Below are 23,598 nucleotides of genomic sequence, written 5' to 3'. Positions count from 1 at the left end.
CATGGTAGCACTGGATACTCTTGCAGAGTTTGATCTATCTCCCGCTTAACGCGTCAGGCGGTAGAGCAAGATGGCGGTGCGGATGGTGGCGCGTTCGATCGAGGCGATTTCCAGGTCTTCGTCCGGCGAGTGGGCGCCGTTGCCGGTGGCGCCGAGGCCGTCCAGGCTGTCCAGCAGCGGGGCGACGAACTGCACGTCGCCGGCGCCGCGCTGGCCCGGTGGAAGCGCGGGGATCTCGCCCAGGCCGGCGTCCTTGCTGGCTTGCGAATAGACCTTCAATACCGCCAGGTTGCCGGCGCTCGGCGACATCGGCGGATAGGCATCGCGGAAGCTGATGCTGGCGCTGGTGCCTGGCAGGTGCTGCGCGACGATCGCCTTCATCTTCGCATGCGCGCGGTCGCGCTGTTCGAAGCTCAGGTAGCGCAGGTCGCCTTCCACCGTCGCTGTGCGGGCGATGACGTTGCTCTTGCCGGACGCCTGGCCGGCCGTGCCCAGCGCGTCGGCGCCGGCATCGGTGCCGCCAACGATCAGGCCAGGGCTGAAAGTCAGATCAGGTTCGATTACCTGCTGGCGGAAGCCATCGATGATCCGCGCCGCCTCGTAGATGGCGCCATAGCCGGCGCCGTCGCTGAAGATGCCGCTGGAATGCCCCTGCTTGCCACTGACTTTCAATTCCCACGACGATGCCGCGCGGCGGCCGATGGTGCCGGTGTCGCGGCCGTCCTTGTCGCGCACCGTCGCCTCGAAGGCGAGCGCGATGTCGCTGCGCTTGGCGGCGTTGACCATGTCCGCGCGCGAGACCGCAATCGGCTCGCCGGCGTTTTCCTCGTCGCCGGTGAATACCACCGTAATGCTTGTGTTATCCAGCGCGCCGACGCGATGCAACGCGCGTAGCGCTTCAATGATGATGACGTCGCCGCCCTTCATATCGTTGACGCCCTGGCCGCGCACGCGGTCGCCAATGCGTTGCCACAGCTGTACCGGGCTGTCCTTCTCGAACACCGTATCCAGATGGCCGATCAGCAGCAAGCGCTTGCCCTGCTTGCCTTCGCGCGTGGCGACCAGGTGGCCGGCGCGCTGCATCGCCGGCGGCATCTCGGACCAGCGTGTGGCAAAGCCCAACTGCGCGAACTGCTCGCCAAACAGCTTGCCGACCGCGCGCACGCCCTCGTGGTTCATGGTGCCGCTGTTGATGTTGACCGATTGCTCCAGCAGCGCCAGTCCCTGCGCTGAATGCGCCTTCACCTCGGCGACGATTTTCTGCTCGGCCGGCGACAAGCCCTCGGCGCGCGCGGCGCCCAGCGCCAAGGTCAGGATTGCGAAAGCAAGCGGTTGCAACTTCATATGGGCTCCAGGTGATCGTCTGCCATCGATTGTAGCTCAGCCCTGCGCCGATGCGGGCAGGCCGAAGATGCGGTCGAAGCTCAGGCTGAACAGATAGGTGTAGACCATGAAGAACAGCAGCAGGCCGAGGTCCAGCAGCAGCGCTTCCCACAGCGAGATATTCAGCCACCAGGCGAACAGCGGCACCAGCAGCAGTACCAGTCCGCCCTCGAAGCCGATCGCGTGGGCCAGGCGGCGCTTCCAGTTGCGCCCGCGCGTGGCCTGGCGCTTTTCCCATGCTTCAAACGCGTAGTTGAAGACGAAGTTCCAGATGAAGGCGATGCTTGACGAGGCCACCGCCGCCACGCCTGCATGGCCGGCATTGTGGCCGGCGCCGAACATCAGCAGGCTGCTGGTCAGGCCGATGGCGATCAGTTCAAACAGGGAGGCGTAGACGATTTTGCGTTTCAAACCTTGCATGAGCGTTCCTTTCTTGTGACAACATTCAACATGGTATGAAAGTTTTTCTGATTGAAAAAGTCGGCAGCTATCAGTTTTTCTGATAGGCTAACTGACATGGCTTTTTCATCCGATAACATCGCGGTCTTCCTGGCCGTCCTCGACCACGGCTCCTTCTCGGCTGCCGCGCGGGCGCTGGGCAGGGTGCCGTCGGCGATCAGCATGACCATCGCCCACCTGGAGGCGGAACTGGGCATCGAGCTGTTTGAGCGCAGTTCGCGCGAGGTGCGGCCGACCGAATCGGCGCGGGCGCTGGAGGCGGAGGCTCGGCAGATGGCCGGCCAGCTGCGCCGCCTGCAGGCGCACGCGCTGTCGCTGCATCAGGGACTGGAGCGGCGCCTGACGCTGGCGGTGGCGCCGGAGCTGCTGTCGGCGCCGTGGAGCGATCCGCTGGCGCGGCTGGCGCAGGAGTTCCCGTCGCTGGAGGTGGAAGTGCTGTCGGCGCCGCAGGACGATGCGCTGCGCCTGCTGCACGATGGCGCCGCCCAGCTGGCATTGCTCTACGAGCGACCCAGCGTCGACGAGCACGAAAGCTTCCAGGAGCTGGGCAGCGAGGTGCTGGTGCCGGTGATCTCGCCGCGCCATCCGCTGGCGCTGGAACGCAACGGCAGCTTCCGGCTGGAAGACCTGGTCGACCTGCGCCAGGTCGCCATCTTCAGCCGCGCGGTGCAGGAGGCCGATCAGCGCGTGCTGATCTCGCGCAAGCTGTGGCGCACCGACAGCCATCTGGCCACGCTGGGCCTGGTGCGCGCCGGCCTCGGCTGGGCCTACCTGCCGCGCCGCCTGGCGCAGCCGCTGATGGACAGCGGCGAGCTATTGGGCATCCGCTTTGAACACATGAGCAGCGAGCTGCGGCTGTGGGTCGACCTGGTGTGGGCCAACGACCGCCCGCAGGGCCTGGGGGCCAGGCGGCTGATCGCGCTGATGCAGGATATTGCAGGTTTGGAGGCGCGCCCGCCGCAGAAGTGATACTCTGCTGTTTTTGCACCTTTGGAGTTTCCGACATGCGTTTGATGAAGATTGCCCTGGTGGTGGCCGGCCTGTGCGCCGCTACCGCGTTTGCCTCGCCAACCGCGCCGCGCAACGGCGCCGAATACACCACCCTGAAAACCCCGCAGCCGGTGCAGGCACAGGGCAAGAAGGTCGAGGTGATCGAGTTCTTCATGTACCACTGCCCGGCCTGCTACGCGCTGGAAGCGGACATGGTGGCCTGGGTGAAGAAGCAGGGCGACGGCATCACCTTCCGCCGCATCCACCTGCCGCTGACCGGCGAGAACGATCCGGAAGCGCACCTGTTCCTGACGCTGGAAGCGATGAAGCTGGAAGAGCAGCTGCACGCCAAGGTACTGAGCACCTGGCACGTGGAGCGCAAGCGCCTGAAGTCGGACGCCGACAATATCGACTGGGCGGTCAAGAACGGCATCGATAAAGAGAAGTTCACCGCCACCTACAATTCGTTCGCAGTGATCACCCGCCTGAAGAATGCCGGCCGTGTGGCGGCCACCTATGAAGTCAACAGCACCCCGACCATCATCGTCGACGGCCGCTATCTGACCACGCCGTCGCAGGTGGATGGCGCCAATCCGGGCACGCCGCGCGCGCAGCTGAACGCTGCCACGCTGCAGGTGCTGGATGCGCTGGTGGCGCAGGCGCGCGCCAGCAAGAAGTAAGCCTTACAGGTGACACTGGTACAGGTGGGACGTGTGCGCGGCACCGTTCACCTGGACCACATGCGGCGCCGCCAGGGCGTCGCGGCTAAAACCACATTTCTCCAGGATGCGCCGCGAACCGAGGTTGTGCGGCGAGATCCACGCGTTCAGCATGCGCAGGCCGTACTGCTGGCGCGCCACTTCCATCAGATGCGCCAGCGCCAGGCTGCCTAGCCCCTGGCGTGCATGGCTGTGGGCGATGCGGTAGCCGACTTCGCCGCTGCCGGCCGCGCGCTCGATGCGGCGCAGGTTGGCGCGGCCGAGGATGACGGCGCCGTCGTCGCTGGTCAGCACGCACGGATGCATGCGGCCGGCCGCGTGGCTGTCCAGGCAATCGGCGATGTGCGCCTGGACCCCGTCCGCCGAATAAAACGCCGGGTCGCGCGCTTCCACATGCTGTTCGAACCAGCTACGGTTGTCCAGTTCGAAGGCCAGCAGGCGTGTGTCGTCGTCAGCTTGCAACAGACGGATGTTCATCGTGGGCCGTCCGGCAGCTGCATGATCCGGTGGACGGCGCGCATGCTTAGTTGACGGTGAAGCGGGCAGGGATTTCGATGCCACCGCTGCGCGCTGCTTCGGCGTACGCCTGCAGTTCCGCGACAACGGCATCCAGCTGCTCCTGGCCGGGATTGGCCTGGAAGTGTTTGATGCGCTCGTTCATGAGCGTGATTTGCTTGCTCCAGTCGAGACGATTCGTTTTGCTCATGTGTACTCCGATTTGCAAAAAATCAGTATAGAACAAATGGCAAAACTGTGGCGAGTTTTAGTGTGCGCTGGCGAACTTAGCGGCGCACTGCGTGCAGGAACAGGTCCAGCCCTTCGGCGGCGCGCTGGCGCAGCTCGGCGCCGCGCAGCGGTGCGTCGGCCGGGAACAGCAGGCGCGACATGTAGTCGCCCATCAGGCAGTTGATCAGGAATACCGGCACCATCTCGGGACGCAGGTCGGGGCGCAGCTGCGCCTGGATGTCGGGACGGGCGAAGAAGCGCCCCAGTTCCTCGCGCGTCAGCTGCGGACCTGCCTTGAAGAAGGTTTCGGCCAGCTCCGGTGTGCTCTTGGCTTCGGCCACCACCATGCGGTGCAGATTGTTGAAGGTCGGCAGCGACACCAGTTCGAGGAAGCGCAGCGCGAAGTCGCCGAGGATTTCTTCCATCGGGCGCGGGTCGGTTTCCATGCACGCCATGCCGGACATATAGTGCTCGCGGCCGTTGGCGATGATGGCGTTCAGCAGCCCGGCCTTGCCGCCGAACTTGACGTAGATGGTGCGCACCGCCACGTGGGCTTCGCGCGCGATCATTTCCAGGCTGACCTTGCTATAGCCTTTTTCCAGGAACAGCTGGCCGGCGGTGGCCAGCAGTGCTTCGCGGCGGGCTGCCTTGTCGGCGGCGCGTGGGCGGCCGGCCGCCTTGCCGAAGCAGGGCGAGTCGGAGGAGTAATTGCCTTCCGGACAATCTTGCTCGTCCAGCGGGGCAGCGTCGGTAAGGTCGGTAGAAGTCATGGGCGGAAATGATAACCAATGCCACCATGCTAGTCCACAATAAAATGAAATGCAATCGTTTCATTTCTTGACTTTGCGCAGAAACCAGCGATAATGCTCCTATCTCATTTCATTTCTCTGGAGCTACTCCATGTCCACCCAAGAACAAAAACTCAGCGCCGTGCAGGCTCCGGCAGCGGCCGCCTCGGCGCCGCCGCAGCAACCGAACCGCCGCGTGCTGGTGGTGGCTGCCATCGTGGCGCTGGCCGCGCTGGCGACCGGCGGCCGCATGTGGTATCGCAGCCATTACTATGTCGAGACCGACAATGCTTACGTGGCGGGACACGTGCATCCGGTGTCGTCGCGCATCGCCGGCGTGGTCACCAAGGTGCTGATCGATGACAACCAGCTGGTCAAGGAGGGCGATGTCATCGCCGAGCTGGACCCGTTCGACCAGGGCGTGAAAGTGGAACAGATCCAGGCGCAGATCGCCTCGGCCCAGCAGCAGGTGCTGCAGGCTGACGCGCAGATCGCCCAGGTGCAGGCGCAGGCCAGCGCCGCCGCCGCCCAGGTGGCGCAGTCGGAAGCGCAGCTGGTGCGCGCCAAGCAGGACGCCGAACGTTTCGGCCAGCTGTATAACAGCCAGATGAAAGCCGTGTCGAAAGCGGAACTGGACGCTGCTGTCGCCACGCGCGCCAGCGCCACCGCCGATGTCGCCGCGCGCAAGGACAGCGCCACCGCCGCCAAGGCGCAAATCGCCTCGGCAAGGTCGGCGCGTGAAGTGCTGAACGCGCAGATCGGCGTGCTCCAGGTGCAGCTGAAGGACGCCAGACAACAGCTGGCCTATAACAAGATCCTGGCGCCGGTGTCGGGCCGCATCGGCAAGCGCTCCATCGAGGTGGGCCAGCGCGTGCAGCCGGGCCAGTCGCTGACCGCCATCGTGCAGGAAAACGTCTGGCTGACCGCCAACTTCAAGGAAACCCAGCTGGCCGAGCTGAAAAAAGGCCAGCCGGTGCATGTGTCGGTCGATGCGCTGCCGGGCAGGGAACTGATGGGCACCGTGGACAGCTTCTCGCCAGCGTCAGGCGCGCAATTCGCGCTGCTGCCGGCCGATAACGCCACCGGCAACTTCACCAAGATCGTCCAGCGCGTGCCGGTCAAGATCACCTTCAAGCCGGAAGACGTCAAGGCGCTCAACGGCCGCCTGGTGCCGGGCATGTCGGCGATCGCCGAAGTGTCGCTGAAGTCTGACGCTGCCCACTAAGGAGCCGCGTCATGGCTAGCACCACAATCGATACCGGCGTCGACACGCCGGGCGGCGGCAAGCCGCTCGCGCCGGCGATGCCAAGCGAGAAAGTCTCCGGCCGCACCTGGCTGGCGGTGGCTGCCGGCATGCTGGGCGCCTTCATGGCAGTGCTGGATATCCAGATCACCAATTCGTCGCTGAAGGATATTCTCGGCGCGCTGTCGGCCACCCAGGAAGAGGGCTCGTGGATCGCCACCGCCTACCTGGTGGCGGAGATCATCGTCATTCCGATGACCGGCCTGTTCGTGCGCGTGTTCGGCATGCGCAGCTACATGATGGGCACCACCGCGCTGTTCCTGCTGTTCTCGACGCTATGCGGCTTCGCCTGGAACCTGGAAAGCATGATCGCCTTCCGCATGTTGCAGGGCTTTACCGGCGGCGCGCTGATCCCGATGGCGATGACGCTGGTGATGGCCAAGCTGCCGCCATCCAAGCGCGCCACCGGCATGGCCATCTTCGGCCTGACCGCCACGCTGGCGCCGTCGATGGGGCCGACCCTGGGCGGCTACCTGAGCGAGCTGTATGGCTGGCCGTCGATCTTCTACATCAACTGGGTGCCCGGCCTGCTGCTGATCGGCGGCATCGCCGTCGGCCTGGACAAGGAAAAGTCGAATCTGTCGCTGCTGTATAACGCCGACTGGCTGGGCATCGCCTTCATGGCGATGGGCCTCGGCAGCCTGACGGTATTCCTCGAAGAGGGCAATACCAAGGACTGGTTCGACTCGGCCTTCATCAACATCTTTGCCGCGCTGGCCGTCATCGGCCTGCTGGGCTGGGTGGTGACCGGCGCCACGCGCAAGCAGCCGTTTGTCAACCTGGCCCTGTACGGCCAGCGCAACTTCGCTGCCGCCACCGCGCTGTCGATGGCGATGGGCATGGGCTTGTACGGCTCGGCCTTCATCCTGCCGCTGTTCCTGGCGCAGATCCCCGGCTACTCGCCGATGCAGATCGGTGAGGTCATCATGTGGGCCGGCCTGCCGCAGCTGTTCATCATGCCGTTTGTCGCCAAGCTGTCGTCGAAGGTCGACAACCGCATCCTGTGCACCTTCGGCCTGCTGCTGTTCGGCGGCTCGTGCATGATGAATGCCTATATGGACGCCACCACCGGCTACGATCAGCTGCTGCTGTCGCAGATCGTGCGCGCGCTGGGCCAGCCCTTCGTCATGCTGACGCTGTCGAACTTCGCCATGAATGGCATCCAGCCGAAGGACATGCCGTCGGCATCGAGCCTGATCAACATGACCCGTAACCTGGGCGGTTCGATCGGCATCGCGCTGCTGGCGACTTCGCTGACCAACCGCGAGCACTTCCACTCGGTGCGCATCGGCGAATCGGTCAGCAGCTTTGCGCTGGCCACGCAGGAACGCCTGGACACGCTGACCTCGTCGTTCATCGGCAAGGGCTTCGATAGCGCCACCGCAGCGGACATGGCGCTGAAGGCGGTCGACGGCATCGTGCGCCGCGAGTCGTATGTGATGGCCTATAACGACGGCTTCTTCCTGGTGGCGATGGTGCTGTTTGCCTGCATCGGCGTGCTGTGGTTCTCGGACAAAGTCAAAGCCCCCTCCGGTGGTGGCGGCGGCGGCGCCCACTAACAAAATCAAACAAGAGGTAATCATGTTGAATTCAGCTCTGAAGCGCCTGACGCTCGCTGTTTCCGTCACCCTGGCCGTGACCGGCTGCGCTACCGTGGGTAGCGATTTCAAGGCGCCGGCGAATGTCGCCGATACGTCGTTCCGCCACCTGCCGCAAGCCGGCGCCAGTGAAGCGCGCCTGCCGGCGCAATGGTGGACCGTGTTTAACGATGCGACGCTGAACCGCCTGGAAGACACCGCGCTGCGCGACAATCCCAGCGTCAAGGCGGCCGCGCAACGGCTGGTGCAGGCGCTGGAACAGGCCGGTGTCACCCGCGCCAACCAGCAGCCGCAGCTGAGCGTCAACGCCGGCATCTCGAATGCGCGCACTTCCGCCGAGACCTCGCAAGGGCTGGCGCTGGGCGGCCGTTCGATCAAGGGTAACAACTATTCGGTCGGCTCCAATTTCTCCTACGAAGTCGACCTGCTGGGGCGCGTGCGCCGCCTGGTCGAAGCCTCGGACGCGCAAGCGCTGGTGGCTGAAGCCGACCGCGATGGCGTGCTGCTGATGCTGTCGTCGCAACTGGCCACCACCTACTGGCAGCTGCGCGGCCTGGATGCGGAAATCGCCATCCTCAACGGCGCGCTGGATACCCGCCGCGAAAGCGAGGAGCTGGTCACCGCGCGCTTCGACGCCGGCCTGTCGAATGAGCTGGACGTGTCGCGCGCCCGCATCGAGCGCGCCAATGCGCAGGCCGACCTGCATGAGGTGCAGCGTCAGCGCAACCTGCTGGAACACAGCCTGGCGACGCTGGTCGGCGCTTCGCCGTCGGCCATGCTGACTGCGTCGAATGCTGACGCCTCGTCGCTGCCGCTGCCGCCGGCGATTCCGGTCGGCCTGCCGGCCAGCCTGCTGTCGCACCGTCCCGACCTGGCCGGCAGCGTGGCGACGCTGCGCGCCAACAATGCGCAGATCGGCGTAGCGGAAGGCGCCTTCTATCCATCGCTGTCGCTGACCGGCAACTTCGGCTTTGCGTCGGAGAGCCTGAGCAATCTGTCCAAGGGCGATGCGCGCCAGTTCAGCGCTGGTCCGCTGGCGCTGTCGCTGCCGATCTTTGACGGCGGCCGCAACAAGGCCAATCTGGCCATCGCCAAGGCGCGCTACGAAGAAGCGCTGGCCAATCATCAGAGCAAGCTGCTGACCGCGTTGCGCGAAGTGGATGATGCGCTGTCGGATGTGCAGCAGCGCCAGTTGCAGGGCGATGCGCAGCAAGCGTCGCAGGTGGCTGCTGCGCGCGGCTATCTGGTGGCGCGGGCACGCTATGAACGTGGCGTCTCGACCTATCTCGATGTGACCGATGCGCAGCGCAGCGCGCTGGCGGCCGACCGCGCGGCGGTGCAGATCAACACCCAGCGCCTACTGGCGGCGGTGTCGGTGGCGCGCGCGCTGGGCGCTGGCTGGCAGCCATCGCCACAGCTGGCGCAGGTCGCGCAGTAACGCGGCAACGCAGCAGCGCGGCAACGCAGCAACGCAGCAACGCAGCAACGCGGCAACGCAGCAACGCAGCAACGCAGCAACGCAGCAACGCAGCAAAGCAGTAACGCCGCGCTGCGCCAACGATTACGCGGAAGAGGCCAGCGGCAACGATGCCGCTGGTCCGAGGCGTTCCACCATGAAGTCGATGAAGGTGGTCAGCTTGGGCGTGGCCCGGCGGTCGCGCGGGTAGACCAGATTCATCGGACGCGGTGCCGGCAAATGCTCGCGCAATATCGGCACCAGCCGGCCGGCCGCCATGTCCTGCGCCAGCAGCACCTCGGCCTGCATCACAATCCCGAAATCATGCAGTGCCGCCTGGCGCAAGGCCTGGCCGCTATTGGCGCGCAAGCGGCTTGCTTGCAGCGGGCGCTTGCCGTGCACCGATTGCAGCCGCCAGCTGATACCTACATCTCCCACCACAAAATCCAGGCACTCATGCTCGGCCAGGTCGGCCGGCGTGCGTGGCGTGCCGCGTGCTTGCAGGTAGCCGGGCGAGGCACAGATCGCCATCGTGTACGGCCGCAGCGGGCGCGCGATCATGCTGGAGTCTTCCGGCGCGCCAATGCGGATGGCGGCGTCGTAGCCTTCGTCCACCAGGTCGACCATGCGGTCGTTGAGGTTCAGGTCCACGCTGACTTCGGGATGCAGGCGCAGGTAGTCGGTCAGCGCCGGCGCCAACCACTCGTTGCCGAACGAGGTGGAGGCGGTCAGGCGCAGACGGCCGCGCGGCACGCTGCGCATCGCTTCGGCGCCACGCTCGGCCGCTGCGATCTGCGCCAGGATGATGCGGCACTGCTCGGCGTACTGGGCGCCGATTTCGGTCAGGCTTTGCCGGCGCGTGGTGCGGGCCAGCAGCCGTGCGCCCAGTGTCGCTTCCAGTTGCGCGATGTGCTTGCCGACCATGACCGGCGAGATGTTGAAGCGCGCGGCGGCGGCGGTGAAGTTGCCGGCGTCAACCACGGCGACGAAGATTTCCATGCTGCGCAGCTTGTCCATCGATTGCTAACTGTGGGTTGGTAATGTTCTTCATCTTAGCGCATTTATTCTTTGGATGAAGCAGAACATACTGCTGTTTTCTGAAAGGAGCACAGCATGAAAGTCATCGTGATAGGCGCAACGGGCGCCGTGGGCAAGGCGGTCGTCTCGGAACTGGGGCAGCGGCATGAGGTGGTGACGGTGGGCGCGCGCGGCGGCCAGCATCAGGTGGATTTTGCGGATATTGCGTCGGTGCGTGCCTTGTTCGCCAAGGTGGGCAAGGTGGATGCGGTGGTGGTGGCTGCCGGCAAACTGCACTTCGCGCCGCTGACGTCGTTCACGCCGGAACAGTTTTACATTGGCTTGAACAGCAAGTTGATGGGGCAGGTGCATGTGGCGCTGGTGGCGCAGGAGTACCTGAACGATGGCGGTTCGATTACGCTGACCAGTGGCATCGTGGCGGATGAACCGATACGTCACGGCGCCAGCGCCACCATGGTCAATGCAGCCATCGAAGGCTTTGTGCGCGGCGCTGCCATTGAGCTGCCGCGTGGCCTGCGCATCAATGTAGTCAGCCCGACGGTGCTGCAGGAATCGATGGACAGCTACGGCCCATTCTTCGTCGGCTTCGAACCCATCGCCGCCAGCCGCGCCGCCTTGTCTTACGCCCGCAGCGTCGACGGCGCGCAAACCGGACAGATCTACCGCGCCTGGTAAGGGAGCATACCCCTTCTATATTTTTTCGGACTCTAAAAACTCTAAAAGCTCTATTTCGCTCTATTTCACTCTAAAACAGAGGGGCTTTTAGAGGAAATAGAAAAAATAGAGCGAAATAGAGTGTGCAACTTTCTATTTTTAGAACGTTTTCTAACGTTCTATAACGATTTAGAGCGAAATAGAGTTTTTAGAGCTTTTAGAGGAGAGAAAAAATGGACCACCCTATAGGCGGCCTGTATTTGCCGAGCAAAGTATTCTGCGCGCTGACTGAGCACAGCGGTGAAGGCTACTATGGCCCCAAAACCGAAGCCATACTAAGCAGTCTGGTCCTGCACTGGATCGCCACAGCGAAAGCCTCGCCTCGCCCCTGGCTAGGCGAAAGCGATGCTGACGACAGCGAGCCGGCCGCCGCGCCGCTGGACGCTGACGCTCCAGTACTCACATCGAACACCAGCGAGCCCTCCGCCAGCCGTGGCTACCAATGGAAGCAGGTCTTCCTGCCCAACGGCACCGAGCTGCGCGTCATCCACGGCGGCCGCTCCACCTATGCCAAAGTAGAAGCTGAACAAATCATCAGCGATGGCATCCAGACCACGCCATCGCGGCTGGCCAATGCCAGCGGCTGTGGCACATGCAATGCCTGGCAAGCCATTCGGCTGCGCTTCCCGGGCAGCACGCGCTGGCAGCGGGCCGCCGGGTGCCGGCGCTGACCGGCTGGATTACAATGTGGCCCTCACTCCACAAGAGGACCCCATGAAAAAAATCCTGCTCCCGTTGACGCTGGCGATTGCCTGCGCCACCGCCTATGCCGCACCGGCCGACGTCAATCAACTCAACCAGATGAGCAAGCGTTATGCGCCGGTCGCGCTGACCGCCGACACCAGCCACCTGTCCGCCGGCGACAAGCAAGCCATCGCCAAGCTGATCGAGGCGGCCAAGATCATCGACGTGCTGCAACTGCGCCAGCGCTGGTCCGGCAACGAAGCGCTGTGGGCCGCGCTGCAAAAAGACACGACACCGCTGGGCAAGGCACGCCTGAACTACTTCTGGCTGAACAAAGGCCCGTGGTCCATCCTCGACGATCACCTATCCTTCCTGCCGGCGGAAGTGGCCGGCATCAAGGTGCCAAACAAGAAACCGGAAGGCGGCAACTTCTATCCTGAAGGCGCCACCAAGGCCGAACTGGAAACCTGGATCAACGCGCTGCCGGCGGTGGATAAAGAGCAGGCACAATGGTTCTTCACCACCATCCGCAAGAACAAGGACGGCCTGTTCACCACCGTCAAGTATTCCGATGAATATAAAGCCGACCTGGAAAAAGCCGCCGCGCTGCTGAAGCAGGCTGCCGCCGACACCGACAACGCCTCGCTGAGGAAATTCCTGCAACTGCGCGCCGACGCCTTCCTCAGCAACGACTACCTGGCTTCCGACTTCGCCTGGATGGACCTGGAAGCGCCGGTCGACATCACCATCGGCCCGTACGAAACCTATAACGACGAGCTGTTCGGCTACAAGGCCGCGTTTGAAGCCTACGTCAACATCCGCGACCAGAAGGAAACGCAGAAACTGGACTTCTTCGCCAAGCACATGCAGGAGCTGGAAGACAATCTGCCGCTGGACGCGCAATACCGCAACCCGAAAGTCGGCGCGCTGGCGCCAATGGTAGTGGTGAACCAGGTGTACGGCGCTGGCGACGGCAATATGGGCGTGCAGACCGCCGCCTACAACCTGCCGAACGACGAGCGTATCATCAGCCAGCGCGGCTCCAAGCGCGTGATGCTGAAGAATGTGCAGCAGGCCAAATTCAAATCGACGCTGACGCCGATCGCCAAGCTGGTGCTGCGCCCCGCCGACCAGAAGGATGTCGACTTCGACTCTTTCTTCACCCACATCCTGGCGCACGAAATCACCCACGGCCTCGGCCCGCACATCACCCGCCAGGACGGCAAGGAATCGACGCCGCGCCAGGACCTGAAAGAAGCTTATTCGACCATCGAGGAAGCCAAGGCCGACATCACCGGCCTGTACGCGCTGGCCTACATGATGGACAAGGGCCAGCTGCAAGGCACGCTGGGGCAGGGCGCGGCCGCCGAGCGCAAGCTGTACACCACCTTCCTGGCATCGGCCTTCCGCACGCTGCACTTCGGCCTGACCGACTCGCACGCGCGCGGCATGGCGATCCAGGTCAACTACATCCTCGATAAAGGCGGTTTCATCTCGCACGGCGACGGCACTTTCGCGGTTGACTTCAAGCAGATCAGGCAGGCCGTGACCGACCTGGACCGCGAGTTCCTGACCATCGAAGCCACCGGCGACTACGCGCGCGCCAAGGCGATGATGAGCAAGTACGTGGTGATCCGCCCGGACGTGCAGAAGGCCTTGGATAAAATGAAAGCTGTACCAAACGATATCCGTCCCGAGTTCAAAACGGCAAACACCTTGTTGGCACAGTAAGCATTCCTGTTTTTCTACGTAGTAATTTACCTGCCACCGGGCAATAATTCTTGCCCGGTGCATGCTACAGTTTGATCACCATGATCAAGCGCACCTTACTCCTCCTGCTGTTGTTGAGCGCCAATCTGGCCGCCGCCGCCGAGCTGACCGAGATGGAAATCCGCTGGCTGAAAGCCGGTTCCGCCGTGCTGAACTACGCCAAGCAGCAGCTGAAGCTGCCGATCGATATCACCGTGCAACCGCAGGCGCGCGCCAACGACGTGCCGCTGGCGCTGGGCTACGACAAGGGCCGCTGCAAACTGGTGCTGTCGATGCGCGGCAACCCGAACGCCGAAGACATCCTCAACCATGTACCAGCCACGCAACAAGCGCTGATGATCGAAGCCATGGTGGCGCACGAGATCGGTCATTGCTGGCGGTATGCGCAAGGCAGCTGGCACGCCGTGCCAGCCGGCTTCGAGGAACGACCGGCACCTGCCGGCGCCGAGGAAGAGCTGCGCGACACCCGCCGCGAAGAGGGCTTTGCCGACCTGGTGGCGCTGGCCTGGATCCACCAGCAGCATCCGCAGCAGTACGCCAGCGTGGCGGCGTGGATGCGCTCGGTGCGCGAACCGTCAGCGGCAGCCGGCACAGCCGGCTCATACGGCACGCACAGCACGCTGAGCTGGTTGCAACTGGCGCCCACCGGCGCCGCCTTCACGCCCGGCCTGCCTATCTTCGAGCAAGCCAGTGTGGTGTGGCGCCAGGGGCTGTTGCGCGACCAGTAAATGGCGCCAGTGTACGTTTGCGCACGGAGCCGATAGCCCGGCAGGCGTTTAATGTGTCCACCAACCACCACAAAGAGGGACACATACCATGAACAAATTACTCTGCTTCGTGCTGGCCACCGCCGCTAGCGCAGCCTTCGCCGCCACCCCTGCCAACGACACGGTTGCCTACAAAGCCGCCATCAACAAATCGGACGCCGACTACAAGACCGCCAAGGCTGCCTGCGATGCACAATCGGGTAATGCCAAGGATGTCTGCGAAGCCCAGGCCAAAGTGGCCCGCGCCAACGCCGAATCGAACGCGGTCATGCAATTCAAGAACGACAAGAAATCGGTGGAAAAAGCCCAGACCAATGTGGCTGACGCCAACTATGACCTGGCCAAGGAACAGTGCGACAACCGCAGCGGCGCCGACAAGGACAGCTGCCTGAGCGGCGCGAAACAGCAGCACACCGCCTGGGTCAATGACGCCAAGGCCGGCAAGAAAGCCGCCGATGTGGCGCAGACCGGCATCGACTGCAGCAGCATGAGCGGCACCGACAAGGCCTCGTGCGAAGCCCGTTCGAAAACCGAGCTGGCCAAGGACGCGATCGCCGACACCACCATCACCACCAAGGTCAAAACCGAGCTGATGGCCGAGCCAGCACTGAAATCGCTGGACGTGCACGTGGAAACCAACAACGGCACCGTCATGCTGAGCGGCTTCGTGCCATCGCAGGCTGAAGTCGACAAAGCGGTCGACGTGGCGCGCAATGTCAAGGGCGTCAACAAAGTACAAAGCTCGCTGCGCATCAAGTAAAGGGTAGGGCGGAACTCCCCCTCCGCCCGCTCCCCGGCGCCCGGCGCGTTTGCGAACGCCCCGGGCGCCGCCTTTTTGGTTGTATTCATGATGATCATCATTTAAAATGGACGCAAGCGTGCTTCCGCGCGCATTGCCATCGTGAGGACCTGATGTTTGCACAAGCTTTATCCAACTGGCTGCACCGCCGCGGCCTGCACTTTTCGTGGGTGATCGTCACCCTGACCTTTTTAACCGCGTTGAGCTCGTCGGCGGCGCTGGGCTTGCCGGGCGCGCTGCTGCTACCCTTGTCGAAGGAATTCGGCTGGGACGTCGAACAGATCTCGTCGGCGCTGGCGCTGCGCTTCGCGCTGTTCGGCCTGATGGGGCCGTTTGCCGCCATCCTGATGGAGCGCTTCGGCCTGCGCAATGTCGTGGTCACGGCGCTGGCGCTGGTGGCGGCCGGCATGGCGCTGGCCACGCAGATGACACAGTTCTGGCACCTGGTGCTGTTCTGGGGGATCATGCTGGGCGTCGGTTCCGGGCTGACCGCGCTGGTGCTGAGCGCAGTGGTGTCGAACCGCTGGTTCGACAGCCATCGCGGCCTGGTGATCGGCCTGCTGACCGCCAGCTCGGCCACCGGCCAGCTGATCTTCCTGCCGGTGGGGGCGTGGCTGGTCGAACACTACGGCTGGCGGCTGGCGGTGCTGCCGGTGTTTGCCGCCTGCGCGCTGGTGGCGCTGGCGGTCTACCTGCTGATGCGCAACCGCCCGGCCGATGTCGGCCTGGCGCCCTTTGGCGCGGTGCCGGGCGCGCCGGTGACCGCTGCCGCGCCGGCCATGCGCATCACCTTTGCCACGCCGTTCAAGGTGCTGCAAGAGGCGGCGCGCCACCGCGTGTTCTGGGTGCTGGCCGGCACCTTCTTCATCTGCGGCCTCAGCACCAACGGCCTGATCCAGACCCACTTCATCTCGCTGTGCGGCGACGCCGGCCTCGGCCCGGTGCCGGCCGCTTCGGTGCTGGCGATGATGGGCGCGTTCGACCTGGTTGGCACGATCGCCTCCGGCTGGCTGTCGGACCGCTACGACAACCGCAAGCTGCTGTTCGTCTACTACGGCTTGCGCGGCCTGTCGCTGCTGTGGCTGCCGTACTCCGAATTCACGCTGTACGGGCTGTCGCTGTTTGCCATGTTCTACGGCCTCGACTGGATTGCCACCGTGCCGCCGACGGTGCGCCTGGCTGCCGCCACGTTCGGCAAGGAAAAAGCCGGCATGGTGTTTGGCTGGATCTTTGCCGCCCACCAGCTGGGCGCGGCGGTGGCGGCCTACGGCGCCGGCCGCGTGCGCACGCTGCTACTGACCTACGATCCGGCGCTGTTCGCCGCCGGTGCCGCCTGCCTGGTGGCAGCCGCGACGATCTGGCTGATCCGCAAGCCGGCCCCCGCCAGCGCCAGCGCCACGCCAGCCGTCGCCAAGGCGGCATAAAAAGTTTGGTAACGCTTCCAAAATGTAATCAGGCGGTCATTTGCCGGTGTGACAATGCGCGGTTTTCAACCAGCCTGATGGAGTTTTGCATGCGTTACGCCTTTCCTGCGGCGGCCCTGGCGGCCGCCGCCACCCTGCTGGCCGCCTGCGGCAGCGATCACGAAGCGGCGCCGGTGGCCGACACCAGGCCGCCGGCCGACACGGTCAACAGCACCGCAGTCGCCTTCATGAGCGACGTCCACTTCGAGAACATCTACGGCGACCTGAAGAGCAGCCAGTTCGCCGGCATCCCGACCAAGGATGGCAAGAACGCCACCATCCGCACCATGTACGCGCAGCTGACGTCGACGCGGCTGTTCAACGAGAACTACTTCGCCTTCCGCGCCGCGCTGGACGACGCCTACGGCAAGGGCATTCGCCTGGTCGCGCTGCCGGGCGATATTTCGGACGACGCCCAGCCGGTCAACATCGACGGCCTGGCCGACATCCTGCACGAATACCAGGCCAAGGGCATGCGCTTCTTCATCGCGCCGGGCAACCACGATCCGAACGAACCGTATGACGACGACGAAGCCGGCAAGAACGACTTCCTGACCAAGGACGGCAAGGAACAAAAGATCTACGCCGTCAACAACAGCGCCTGCAAGGCCAAGGACCCGGCAGTGGTGTGCACCAACCAGCTGATGGAGCAAGGCTATGACAAGCTGCTGACCAAGCTGGCCGAATTCGGCTACGCGCCGAACAAGAACGACGTCTACTGGGAAACCCCGTTCACCAGCTACACCGACGGCAAGTACAGCTACGAAGCAGCCACGGCAGCGGCCGACCTCGGCAAGCGCCAGTTCGAAATCTGCAGCGAAGGCGAGGGCGGCAAATACAAGGTGGCCGGCAAGACCTACAGCCGCTGTACCAACATCATCGACGCCAGCTACCTGGTGGAGCCGGTCAAAGGCATCTGGCTGCTGGCGCTGGACGCCAATGTGCACGTACCGAACGCCAACTTCGACCCGGCCAGGCCAACCTACTTCAAAGGCTTCGACAACGCCGGCGACGCCGGCTGGAACAAGGTGCAGACGCACAAGATCCACCAGATGGAATGGATCAAATCGGTGGCGGCGCGCGCCAAGGCGCAGGGCAAGCAGCTGATGTCGTTCTCGCACTACCCGACCATGGACTTCTACGCCAACCAGACCGACGCCATGAAAGCCGTATTCAAATCGGGCGCCTTCCAGGTGACGCGCATGCCGGCTGCCGCCACCACTGCCGCCATGGTCGCCACCGGTCTGCCGCTGCACGTCGGTGGCCACATGCACTTCAACGGCACCAACGACGTCAAGGACGCCGCCGGCAACTACCTGGTCAACGTGCAATCGCCGTCGCTGGCGGTGTTTGGCGCCGCGTACAAGATCGTCAGCTACCAGAGCGAGGACCTGATCGACGTGCAGACGGTCGGCCTGAACACGGTGGCACGCCACAACGAACTGTTCCCCCACTACCAGGTTGAATACGACTACCTGCAAGGCAGCACGGCTGCCGGCGACGTCGCCAAGCGCTGGAACCGCAGCATCCTGGACAGCAAATCGTATGGCGAATTCACCCGCACCTACTTCGGCGAACTGTCGCGCCTGCGCTTCATGGGCGACTACTGGCCGTGCGAGATGAAGGAAGCGGCGATGGCGCTGGACCTGCGCCAGATGCTGATCCTGTCGCAGCTGCAAACCAAGGTCACGCTGGCGCAGCTGAAGGACAACCCATCGGTGCTGCCGCTGACGGCCAGTTGCGCCGCCAAAGGCACGCCAGGCAGCGACGTGGTAGCCGCCAGCCAGCTGACAGCTGACTGGGCCGCCGCCACCGCCAGGGCCGAGCAAGTAGCGGCCGCCGCCAACCTCAAGCTGGCCGACTTCGCCAAGGTCAGCGCCTACGAGTTCTACGGCGACTTCCACCGCACCACCTACGCTGGCGAACTGGCGCTGCGCGACATGGGCACTGAACGCGTAGCACAGTACAAGGTGCTGATGAGCGCCTTCCCGGCCTCGCCTGCGGTGATCGTCAAGGTGGGTGAACAGCTGTCCGACCAGAACCCGGTGCAGGTAGCGTTCCAGTCGCAGTTCAAGCAAGTGTTCGCGATCCTGAAAGGGCTGGGCTCAGGCAAGCCAAGCGACCACTTCACGATCGACCTGAAAGCGCAAAAGCTGAACAACGTCAGCAACAGCGGCCTCAGCTTCAACTAAAAAACCGGGGTCAGTTCTGCCAAACGTACACGGGCTCAACTGCGTAGCAGTTGAGCCCGTGTACGTTTGGCAGAACTGACCCCGGAGTTTATTTCAGGTACTTGGCCAGCCAGCCGTGGACTTCGCTGTAGAAGTAGCGGCTATTTTCGCCTTTTAACACCCAGTGGTTTTCGTCGGGGAAGACGATCAGCTTGCTCGGGACGTTCAGGCGCTGTTGCGTGGCGAAGTTCATCAGCGCGTTGTTGGCGGGGACGCGGTAGTCCAGCTCGCCCACCGAGATCAGGATCGGCGAGGTGAAGCCGGTGCCTTTGGCGTGATTGCCGCCCTGTAGCACCGGGCTCTGTTCGCGCCACACAGCCTTGTCGCCCCACACCGGGCCGCCGCTGTTGACTTCACGGCCCCAGACGCTGTCGCTGCTGCCCCATTGCATGATCAGGTCCATCTCGCCGGCGTGCGAGACGATGGCCTTGTAGCGCGTGGTGGTGGCCTGTAGCCAGTTGGCCAGGTGGCCGCCGTAGCTGGCGCCGCCGGCCGCCAGCTTGCTGCTGTCGATGTAGCTGTATTTTCTGATCGCTTCGTCGACCGCTTCGTTGATTTCGTCGGCCGGGCCTTTCAGCGGATCGCCCTGGATGGCGCGGGCGAATTCTTCGCCGTAGCCGGTCGAGCCCTTGTAGTCGGTCAGCAGCACCACGTAGCCCGGCTGCGCCAGCAGGTGGTAGTTCCAGCGGATGACGAACTGGTCGCGCCACATATTGGCGGCGCCGCCGTGGATGACGGCAAACAGCGGGTATTTTTTCGCTGGATCAAAGCCGGCCGGCTTGATCACCATGTTGTGGATCATGCGGCCGTCGCTGGCCTTGAACCAGAAGTGCTCCGGCGCCTGCCAGTCGATGCCGGCCGCGCGCTCGGTGTTGAAGGCGGTCAGGCGCTTTGGCGCGCCGTTGCCGAAGGCGTAGATTTCCGGCGGATTGATCGACGATTCCCACACGCCCACCAGCGCCTTGCCGCCCGCGTTCAGCGCGCCGATCGAACCGGTCGGCAGCGATGGTTCGTCGCGCAGGTCGGCGCCGGCGTAATTGATCGAATGCAGCTGCTCCAGGCCGGCGTGCTCGTAGCTGAACACCACGCGGTTGCTGCCGGCCGGCAGCGCGTAGCGCGAGATCGAGCGGTCCAGCGAGGCGGTCAGCATCTTCGGCGTGGTGTTGACCAGCGGCCAGGCAAAGCTGGCGAGGCGGCTGACGTCGTAGACCTTGCCTGCTTCTTCCGCTTCGGTCAGCGTGAACAGCGTCTTGCCGTCGGCGCTGAATTTCAGGTTGCCGTAGCTGTGCTGGTCGGCGGTCAGCTGGGTGCTGTCGCCGCCGGCCACCGGCACGCTGAAGATTTGCGTGTAGGCCGAGTTGCGCGCCAGTTCGTCGCGGTTGGTCGAGGCGGCAAACACGATGGCCTTGCCGTCCGGTGCCCAGATGGCGTCCAGCGACTGGCCTTCATCGCCCTGGCCGCCGCCGAAGCCCGGCAGCGCGGCCAGCCGGGTGCCGCTCAGCAGGTCGCGCGGCTTGGCGCCGATGGCGGCGTCCATGACGAACAGGCGGACTTTTTTATCATCCAGCCATTTGTCGAAATAGCGCGGCGGGAAGCTTTCATAGGCGCGTGCCGAATATTTGCGGTCCTTGCGCTCCTTGGCGGTTTTTTTGACGTCGTCTTCGCTGACGTTGCCGGGGAAGATGTCGCTGACGAACAGGATCTGCTTGCCGTCCGGGCTGAACTTCGGCGTGCGCGCACCCAGCGTCAGCGTGGTCAGGCGCTGCGCCTCGCCGCCGCCAGCGATGTCGATGCGGTAGATCTGGCCAGCCTCGTCGCCATCCCGCTTGGCGACGAAGATTAGTTGCTTGCTGTCTGGTGACCAGTTGATCGCTCCTTCGCCACCCTTGCTGAAGGTCAGGCGCCGCGCCGGCGTATCGTCGCCCAGCGCCTTGATCCACAGGTCCGACCATTGTTCCTTGCTGTCGTAGGCCGGATCGGTGACCGAGAACACGGCCCAGCGGCCATCCGGGCTCGGCTGCGGTGCGCCGACGCGCTTCATCAGCCACACATCTTCATGGGTGATGGCGTGCCTGGTCGGCACGGCGTCCACCGCCAGCGCATGGCCCGCCAACTGGGCCGAAATGATGAAGGCAAGAATCGAAAGTCGCGGTATAGTCATGGCGAATATGCGTAAAAGTCAGTGAAACAAAGATAGTGGCCACAACCGTCATTGCTGTCAATAAAGTTTTCCCCAAGGAGACAAGATGCAGACCATTACCAAGGTTCACAAGGTTGCAGCATTTACAGCAGGTGAGCAGGGCGGCAATCCGGCCGGCGTGATGATACGCGCGGCCTTGCCGGAGGAGCCGGCGATGCAGCGCATCGCCGCCGAGATGGGCTATTCCGAAACCGTGTTTGCCGCGCCGCATGAAGACGGCTGGCGCGTGCGCTATTTCTCGCCGGATGGCGAGGTGCCGTTCTGCGGCCATGCGACCATCGCGCTGGGCGCGGTGCTGGCGCAGCAGAATGGCGACGGCATTTTCCCGCTGACCACCAACCATGCGCGCGTCACCGTCGAGGGCCACGCCCTGGGCAATGGCGCGCATGCGGCGCTACAGTCGCCAGCGACGTCCAGCGCGCCAGCCACGCCGGCGCTGGTGCAGGAAGCACTGGCGCTGTTCGGCTACAGGCTGGCCGACTTGGATGACCGCATCCCGCCAGCAGTGGCCAACGGCGGCGCGCAGCACCTGGTGCTGGCGCTGAACAGCCGCGATAAGTTGCGCGCGATGCGCTACGACCTGGCCGTCGGCCGCGAGCTGATGCGCCGTCATGGCTTTGCCACCATTTCGCTGCTGTATGCGGAAACCCCGCAGCGCTTCCATGCGCGTAATGCGTTTGCCTCGGGCGGCGTGTATGAGGACCCGGCCACCGGCGCGGCGGCCGCGGCACTGGCAGGCTATTTGCGCGACCTCGACTGGCCGCATGGCGGCGCCATCGACATCCTCCAGGGCGAGGACATGGGCGCGCCGTGCCACCTGCAAGTGCAGATCGGCGATGAACCAGGCAGCTCGATCCGGGTTGCGGGTCACGCCCGCATGATCGCCGACTGAGTCAGTCCCACTTCTTCAGCATGCGCTGCAGCTCGCCGCTGCGGTTGAGCTGTTCGATCGCGCGCTGCACGCGCAGCCGCACGGCAGGATCGACGTGGGTGCCCATCGCCATGTAGACATTGGTGGTGGCCATCACCGTCGGCAGGATCTTGACCTTGCCGGCCAGGCCGGCGCGGTCGATGAAGCCCTGGGCGCCGGGCGCGCGGTGCAGGAAGAAGCGGCCGCGCCCGGCCGCCAGCTTCTCCAGGTTGTCAGCCGGCGTGTTGGCGCTGGCGTCGATCTGCAAGCCGCCGATCTGCTCCAGCATGATCGGCGTGATGTAGCCGCTGTTGGTCAGCAGCACGCCTTGCGCGCCGAGCTTGCGCACATCGTTCCAGTTGTTGATGACGGCGGAGTCGCCGGTGCGGGCGATCAGCTGGTAGCGCAGCTGGAACAGCGGTGGTTCGAGGAACACATACTGGCGCGTGCGTTCGTCGGTGCGCAGCACGGCGCACAGCGCGTCGTGCTGGTGCGCGGCCAGTTCGAAGTGGGCACGCAGCAGCGGCAGCCAGGTCTGGTCGCCGACAAACTGGATGCCGGGATCGACCCGCTCGATGGCGCGGTACAGGTCGACGCACAGTCCGACCACGCGGCCGATGCCGGCCGGGATGAACTTGGGCTCGGTGCCTTCCTGCGCCACCACTTTCAACACGGTGGGGGCGGCCAGCACAGGCGCGCCCAGCAACGCACACAGCAGCGTCAGCCCGCAGCGCAATCCCTTCAGCCCCATCGCACTCCCTCTCCGTGTGTAGAAACGGCCAGTATAAATCAGTCCCACTTGCGCATCAAACGCTCCAGCTCGCCTTTGCGTTCGAGCTGGTACAGCGCGGCGGCCAGGCGTTCGCTGACGCGGCGGTCGAGTTGCCGGCTGGTGGCGAAATACAGCCGGGCGCTGAACATCACCTGCGGCAGTATCCTGACCTTGTCGGCGGTGCCGGTGCGTTGCAGCAGTTGCTGCAGGCCGGGACCGCGATGGAAGTACAGGCGGCCCCGGCCGGCGATCAGTTTCTGCAGGTTGAGGTCCTGGCTGGTGGAGCTGGCGTCAACCTCGATGCCGCCCATGGCGGTGAGGATATCCCCGGCGGCAAAGCCACGGTTGACCAGCACCACATTGTTCGGCGCCAGCCGCCGCACATCGTCCCAATTTTGGATGGTCACGGGGTCGTTGGCGCGGACCAGGAAATGGTATTCGATGGTGTACAGCGGCGGGCCGATGAAATGGAAGCGCTTGCCGCGCTCAGGCGTGTGCTGGACCGCGCACTGCACATCCTCGATGCCGCTTTCCAGTTCGGAGTAGGCGCGGATCAACGGCTTCCAGCGCTGGTCGCCGACAAAGCGCAGGCCGGGATCTGCCTGTTCGACAGCGCGCATGATGTCGATGCATAGCCCGGTGATGCGGTCCTTGCCGGCGGCGATGAATTTCGGATCGGTGCCTTCCTGCGCGGCGGTGCGCAGCACGATGGCCTGAGCGGGCTCGGCGGCCAGCAAAGGGGTGCAGCACGCTGCCAGCAGCAGCGCCGTCACCATGCTGTACATGCCTCGCATAACGTCCCCAAAAGTCCGGCGCCTCGCGCTCTTG

The 23,598-nt window shown here is 64.2% G+C and carries 22 protein-coding genes; 13 read left to right on the top strand and 9 right to left on the bottom strand.

All coding sequences use genetic code 11. From position 1 onward, the window contains the following. Positions 1-45: 45 nt before the first annotated feature. Positions 46-1,344 carry a M20/M25/M40 family metallo-hydrolase gene (locus tag BLS51_RS08530; RefSeq protein WP_090181625.1) on the bottom strand — a complete coding sequence of 433 codons (1,299 nt, stop codon included), beginning with the start codon at positions 1,342-1,344 and terminating at the stop codon, positions 46-48. 36 nt (positions 1,345-1,380) lie between these two features. Then, positions 1,381-1,803 carry a PACE efflux transporter gene (locus BLS51_RS08525; protein WP_090181629.1) on the bottom strand — a complete coding sequence of 141 codons (423 nt, stop codon included), beginning with the start codon at positions 1,801-1,803 and terminating at the stop codon, positions 1,381-1,383. A 96-nt stretch (positions 1,804-1,899) separates the two neighbouring features. On the opposite strand from BLS51_RS08525, the gene BLS51_RS08520 reads away from it, so the two are divergent. Both BLS51_RS08520 and BLS51_RS08515 read left to right on the top strand, forming a co-directional pair. Then, positions 1,900-2,811 (top strand): LysR family transcriptional regulator, encoded by a 912-nt coding sequence (locus tag BLS51_RS08520; RefSeq protein WP_090181631.1) that lies wholly within the window; start codon positions 1,900-1,902, stop codon positions 2,809-2,811. A gap of 35 nt (positions 2,812-2,846) precedes the next feature. Continuing rightward, positions 2,847-3,512 (top strand): thiol:disulfide interchange protein DsbA/DsbL, encoded by a 666-nt coding sequence (locus BLS51_RS08515; RefSeq protein ID WP_090181633.1) that lies wholly within the window; start codon positions 2,847-2,849, stop codon positions 3,510-3,512. Positions 3,513-3,515: 3 nt separating this feature from the next. On the opposite strand, the gene BLS51_RS08510 is transcribed toward BLS51_RS08515, so the two are convergent. The 3 genes from BLS51_RS08510 to BLS51_RS08500 all read right to left on the bottom strand — a co-directional run bounded on the left by BLS51_RS08510 (position 3,516) and on the right by BLS51_RS08500 (position 5,047). Continuing rightward, complete coding sequence (locus BLS51_RS08510; RefSeq protein WP_175472539.1) at positions 3,516-4,028, bottom strand: GNAT family N-acetyltransferase; 513 nt, start codon at positions 4,026-4,028, stop codon at positions 3,516-3,518. Between the two features lie 46 nt (positions 4,029-4,074). Beyond that, positions 4,075-4,257, bottom strand: coding sequence for a hypothetical protein (locus BLS51_RS08505; RefSeq protein WP_090181637.1), 183 nt, complete (start codon positions 4,255-4,257; stop codon positions 4,075-4,077). Positions 4,258-4,333: 76 nt separating this feature from the next. Further along, entirely contained in the window at positions 4,334-5,047 is a 714-nt protein-coding gene (locus BLS51_RS08500) for a TetR/AcrR family transcriptional regulator (RefSeq protein ID WP_090181639.1), read from the bottom strand. Positions 5,048-5,177: 130 nt separating this feature from the next. Between BLS51_RS08500 and BLS51_RS08495 the strand changes: the two genes are divergently transcribed. From BLS51_RS08495 to BLS51_RS08485, 3 genes are read left to right on the top strand one after another with little or no spacing between them, the layout of a single operon-like run. After that, positions 5,178-6,290 (top strand): HlyD family secretion protein, encoded by a 1,113-nt coding sequence (locus BLS51_RS08495; RefSeq protein ID WP_090181642.1) that lies wholly within the window; start codon positions 5,178-5,180, stop codon positions 6,288-6,290. 11 nt (positions 6,291-6,301) lie between these two features. After that, a complete protein-coding gene (locus BLS51_RS08490; protein ID WP_090181644.1) occupies positions 6,302-7,927 on the top strand; it encodes a DHA2 family efflux MFS transporter permease subunit in 1,626 nt (541 codons plus the stop codon). Positions 7,928-7,949: 22 nt separating this feature from the next. Beyond that, complete coding sequence (locus tag BLS51_RS08485; RefSeq protein ID WP_090182217.1) at positions 7,950-9,404, top strand: efflux transporter outer membrane subunit; 1,455 nt, start codon at positions 7,950-7,952, stop codon at positions 9,402-9,404. Between the two features lie 123 nt (positions 9,405-9,527). Here the strand turns inward: BLS51_RS08485 and BLS51_RS08475 are convergent, their stop codons facing one another. After that, positions 9,528-10,439, bottom strand: coding sequence for a LysR family transcriptional regulator (locus tag BLS51_RS08475; RefSeq protein ID WP_090181645.1), 912 nt, complete (start codon positions 10,437-10,439; stop codon positions 9,528-9,530). 96 nt (positions 10,440-10,535) lie between these two features. On the opposite strand from BLS51_RS08475, the gene BLS51_RS08470 reads away from it, so the two are divergent. From BLS51_RS08470 to BLS51_RS08440, 7 genes are all read left to right on the top strand, one after another. Continuing rightward, positions 10,536-11,135 carry a short chain dehydrogenase gene (locus BLS51_RS08470; protein ID WP_090181647.1) on the top strand — a complete coding sequence of 200 codons (600 nt, stop codon included), beginning with the start codon at positions 10,536-10,538 and terminating at the stop codon, positions 11,133-11,135. 212 nt (positions 11,136-11,347) lie between these two features. Beyond that, positions 11,348-11,845 (top strand): hypothetical protein, encoded by a 498-nt coding sequence (locus BLS51_RS08465; RefSeq protein WP_175472538.1) that lies wholly within the window; start codon positions 11,348-11,350, stop codon positions 11,843-11,845. A gap of 43 nt (positions 11,846-11,888) precedes the next feature. Continuing rightward, positions 11,889-13,589, top strand: a complete 1,701-nt coding sequence (locus tag BLS51_RS08460; RefSeq protein ID WP_090181650.1) for a dipeptidyl-peptidase 3 family protein — start codon at positions 11,889-11,891, stop codon at positions 13,587-13,589. Positions 13,590-13,669: 80 nt separating this feature from the next. Beyond that, a complete protein-coding gene (locus BLS51_RS08455; RefSeq protein WP_090182219.1) occupies positions 13,670-14,356 on the top strand; it encodes a DUF2268 domain-containing putative Zn-dependent protease in 687 nt (228 codons plus the stop codon). Between the two features lie 88 nt (positions 14,357-14,444). Next, on the top strand, positions 14,445-15,155 hold the full coding sequence (locus BLS51_RS08450) for a BON domain-containing protein (RefSeq protein ID WP_090181652.1): 711 nt from the start codon (positions 14,445-14,447) through the stop codon (positions 15,153-15,155). Positions 15,156-15,307: 152 nt separating this feature from the next. Continuing rightward, positions 15,308-16,618, top strand: a complete 1,311-nt coding sequence (locus tag BLS51_RS08445; protein ID WP_090181654.1) for an MFS transporter — start codon at positions 15,308-15,310, stop codon at positions 16,616-16,618. 89 nt (positions 16,619-16,707) lie between these two features. Continuing rightward, entirely contained in the window at positions 16,708-18,849 is a 2,142-nt protein-coding gene (locus BLS51_RS08440; protein WP_217636434.1) for a metallophosphoesterase family protein, read from the top strand. Between the two features lie 88 nt (positions 18,850-18,937). Here BLS51_RS08440 and BLS51_RS08435 read toward each other — a convergent pair whose 3' ends face one another. Continuing rightward, positions 18,938-21,049, bottom strand: a complete 2,112-nt coding sequence (locus BLS51_RS08435) for a dipeptidyl-peptidase 5 (RefSeq protein ID WP_090181656.1) — start codon at positions 21,047-21,049, stop codon at positions 18,938-18,940. Positions 21,050-21,134: 85 nt separating this feature from the next. On the opposite strand from BLS51_RS08435, the gene BLS51_RS08430 reads away from it, so the two are divergent. Further along, positions 21,135-21,980, top strand: a complete 846-nt coding sequence (locus BLS51_RS08430; RefSeq protein ID WP_090181658.1) for a PhzF family phenazine biosynthesis protein — start codon at positions 21,135-21,137, stop codon at positions 21,978-21,980. 1 nt (position 21,981) lies between these two features. Here the strand turns inward: BLS51_RS08430 and BLS51_RS08425 are convergent, their stop codons facing one another. Both BLS51_RS08425 and BLS51_RS08420 read right to left on the bottom strand, forming a co-directional pair. Continuing rightward, a complete protein-coding gene (locus BLS51_RS08425) occupies positions 21,982-22,749 on the bottom strand; it encodes a substrate-binding periplasmic protein (RefSeq protein WP_090181660.1) in 768 nt (255 codons plus the stop codon). Between the two features lie 38 nt (positions 22,750-22,787). After that, the gene (locus tag BLS51_RS08420; RefSeq protein ID WP_090181662.1) at positions 22,788-23,564 is read right to left on the bottom strand and encodes a substrate-binding periplasmic protein; all 777 of its coding nucleotides are present in this window, start codon (positions 23,562-23,564) and stop codon (positions 22,788-22,790) included. Positions 23,565-23,598: the final 34 nt, after the last annotated feature.

This window comes from Duganella sp. OV510 (genome assembly GCF_900100205.1).
Classification (GTDB): domain Bacteria; phylum Pseudomonadota; class Gammaproteobacteria; order Burkholderiales; family Burkholderiaceae_D; genus Rugamonas.
This window is presented reverse-complemented; position numbering and strand designations above follow the sequence as displayed.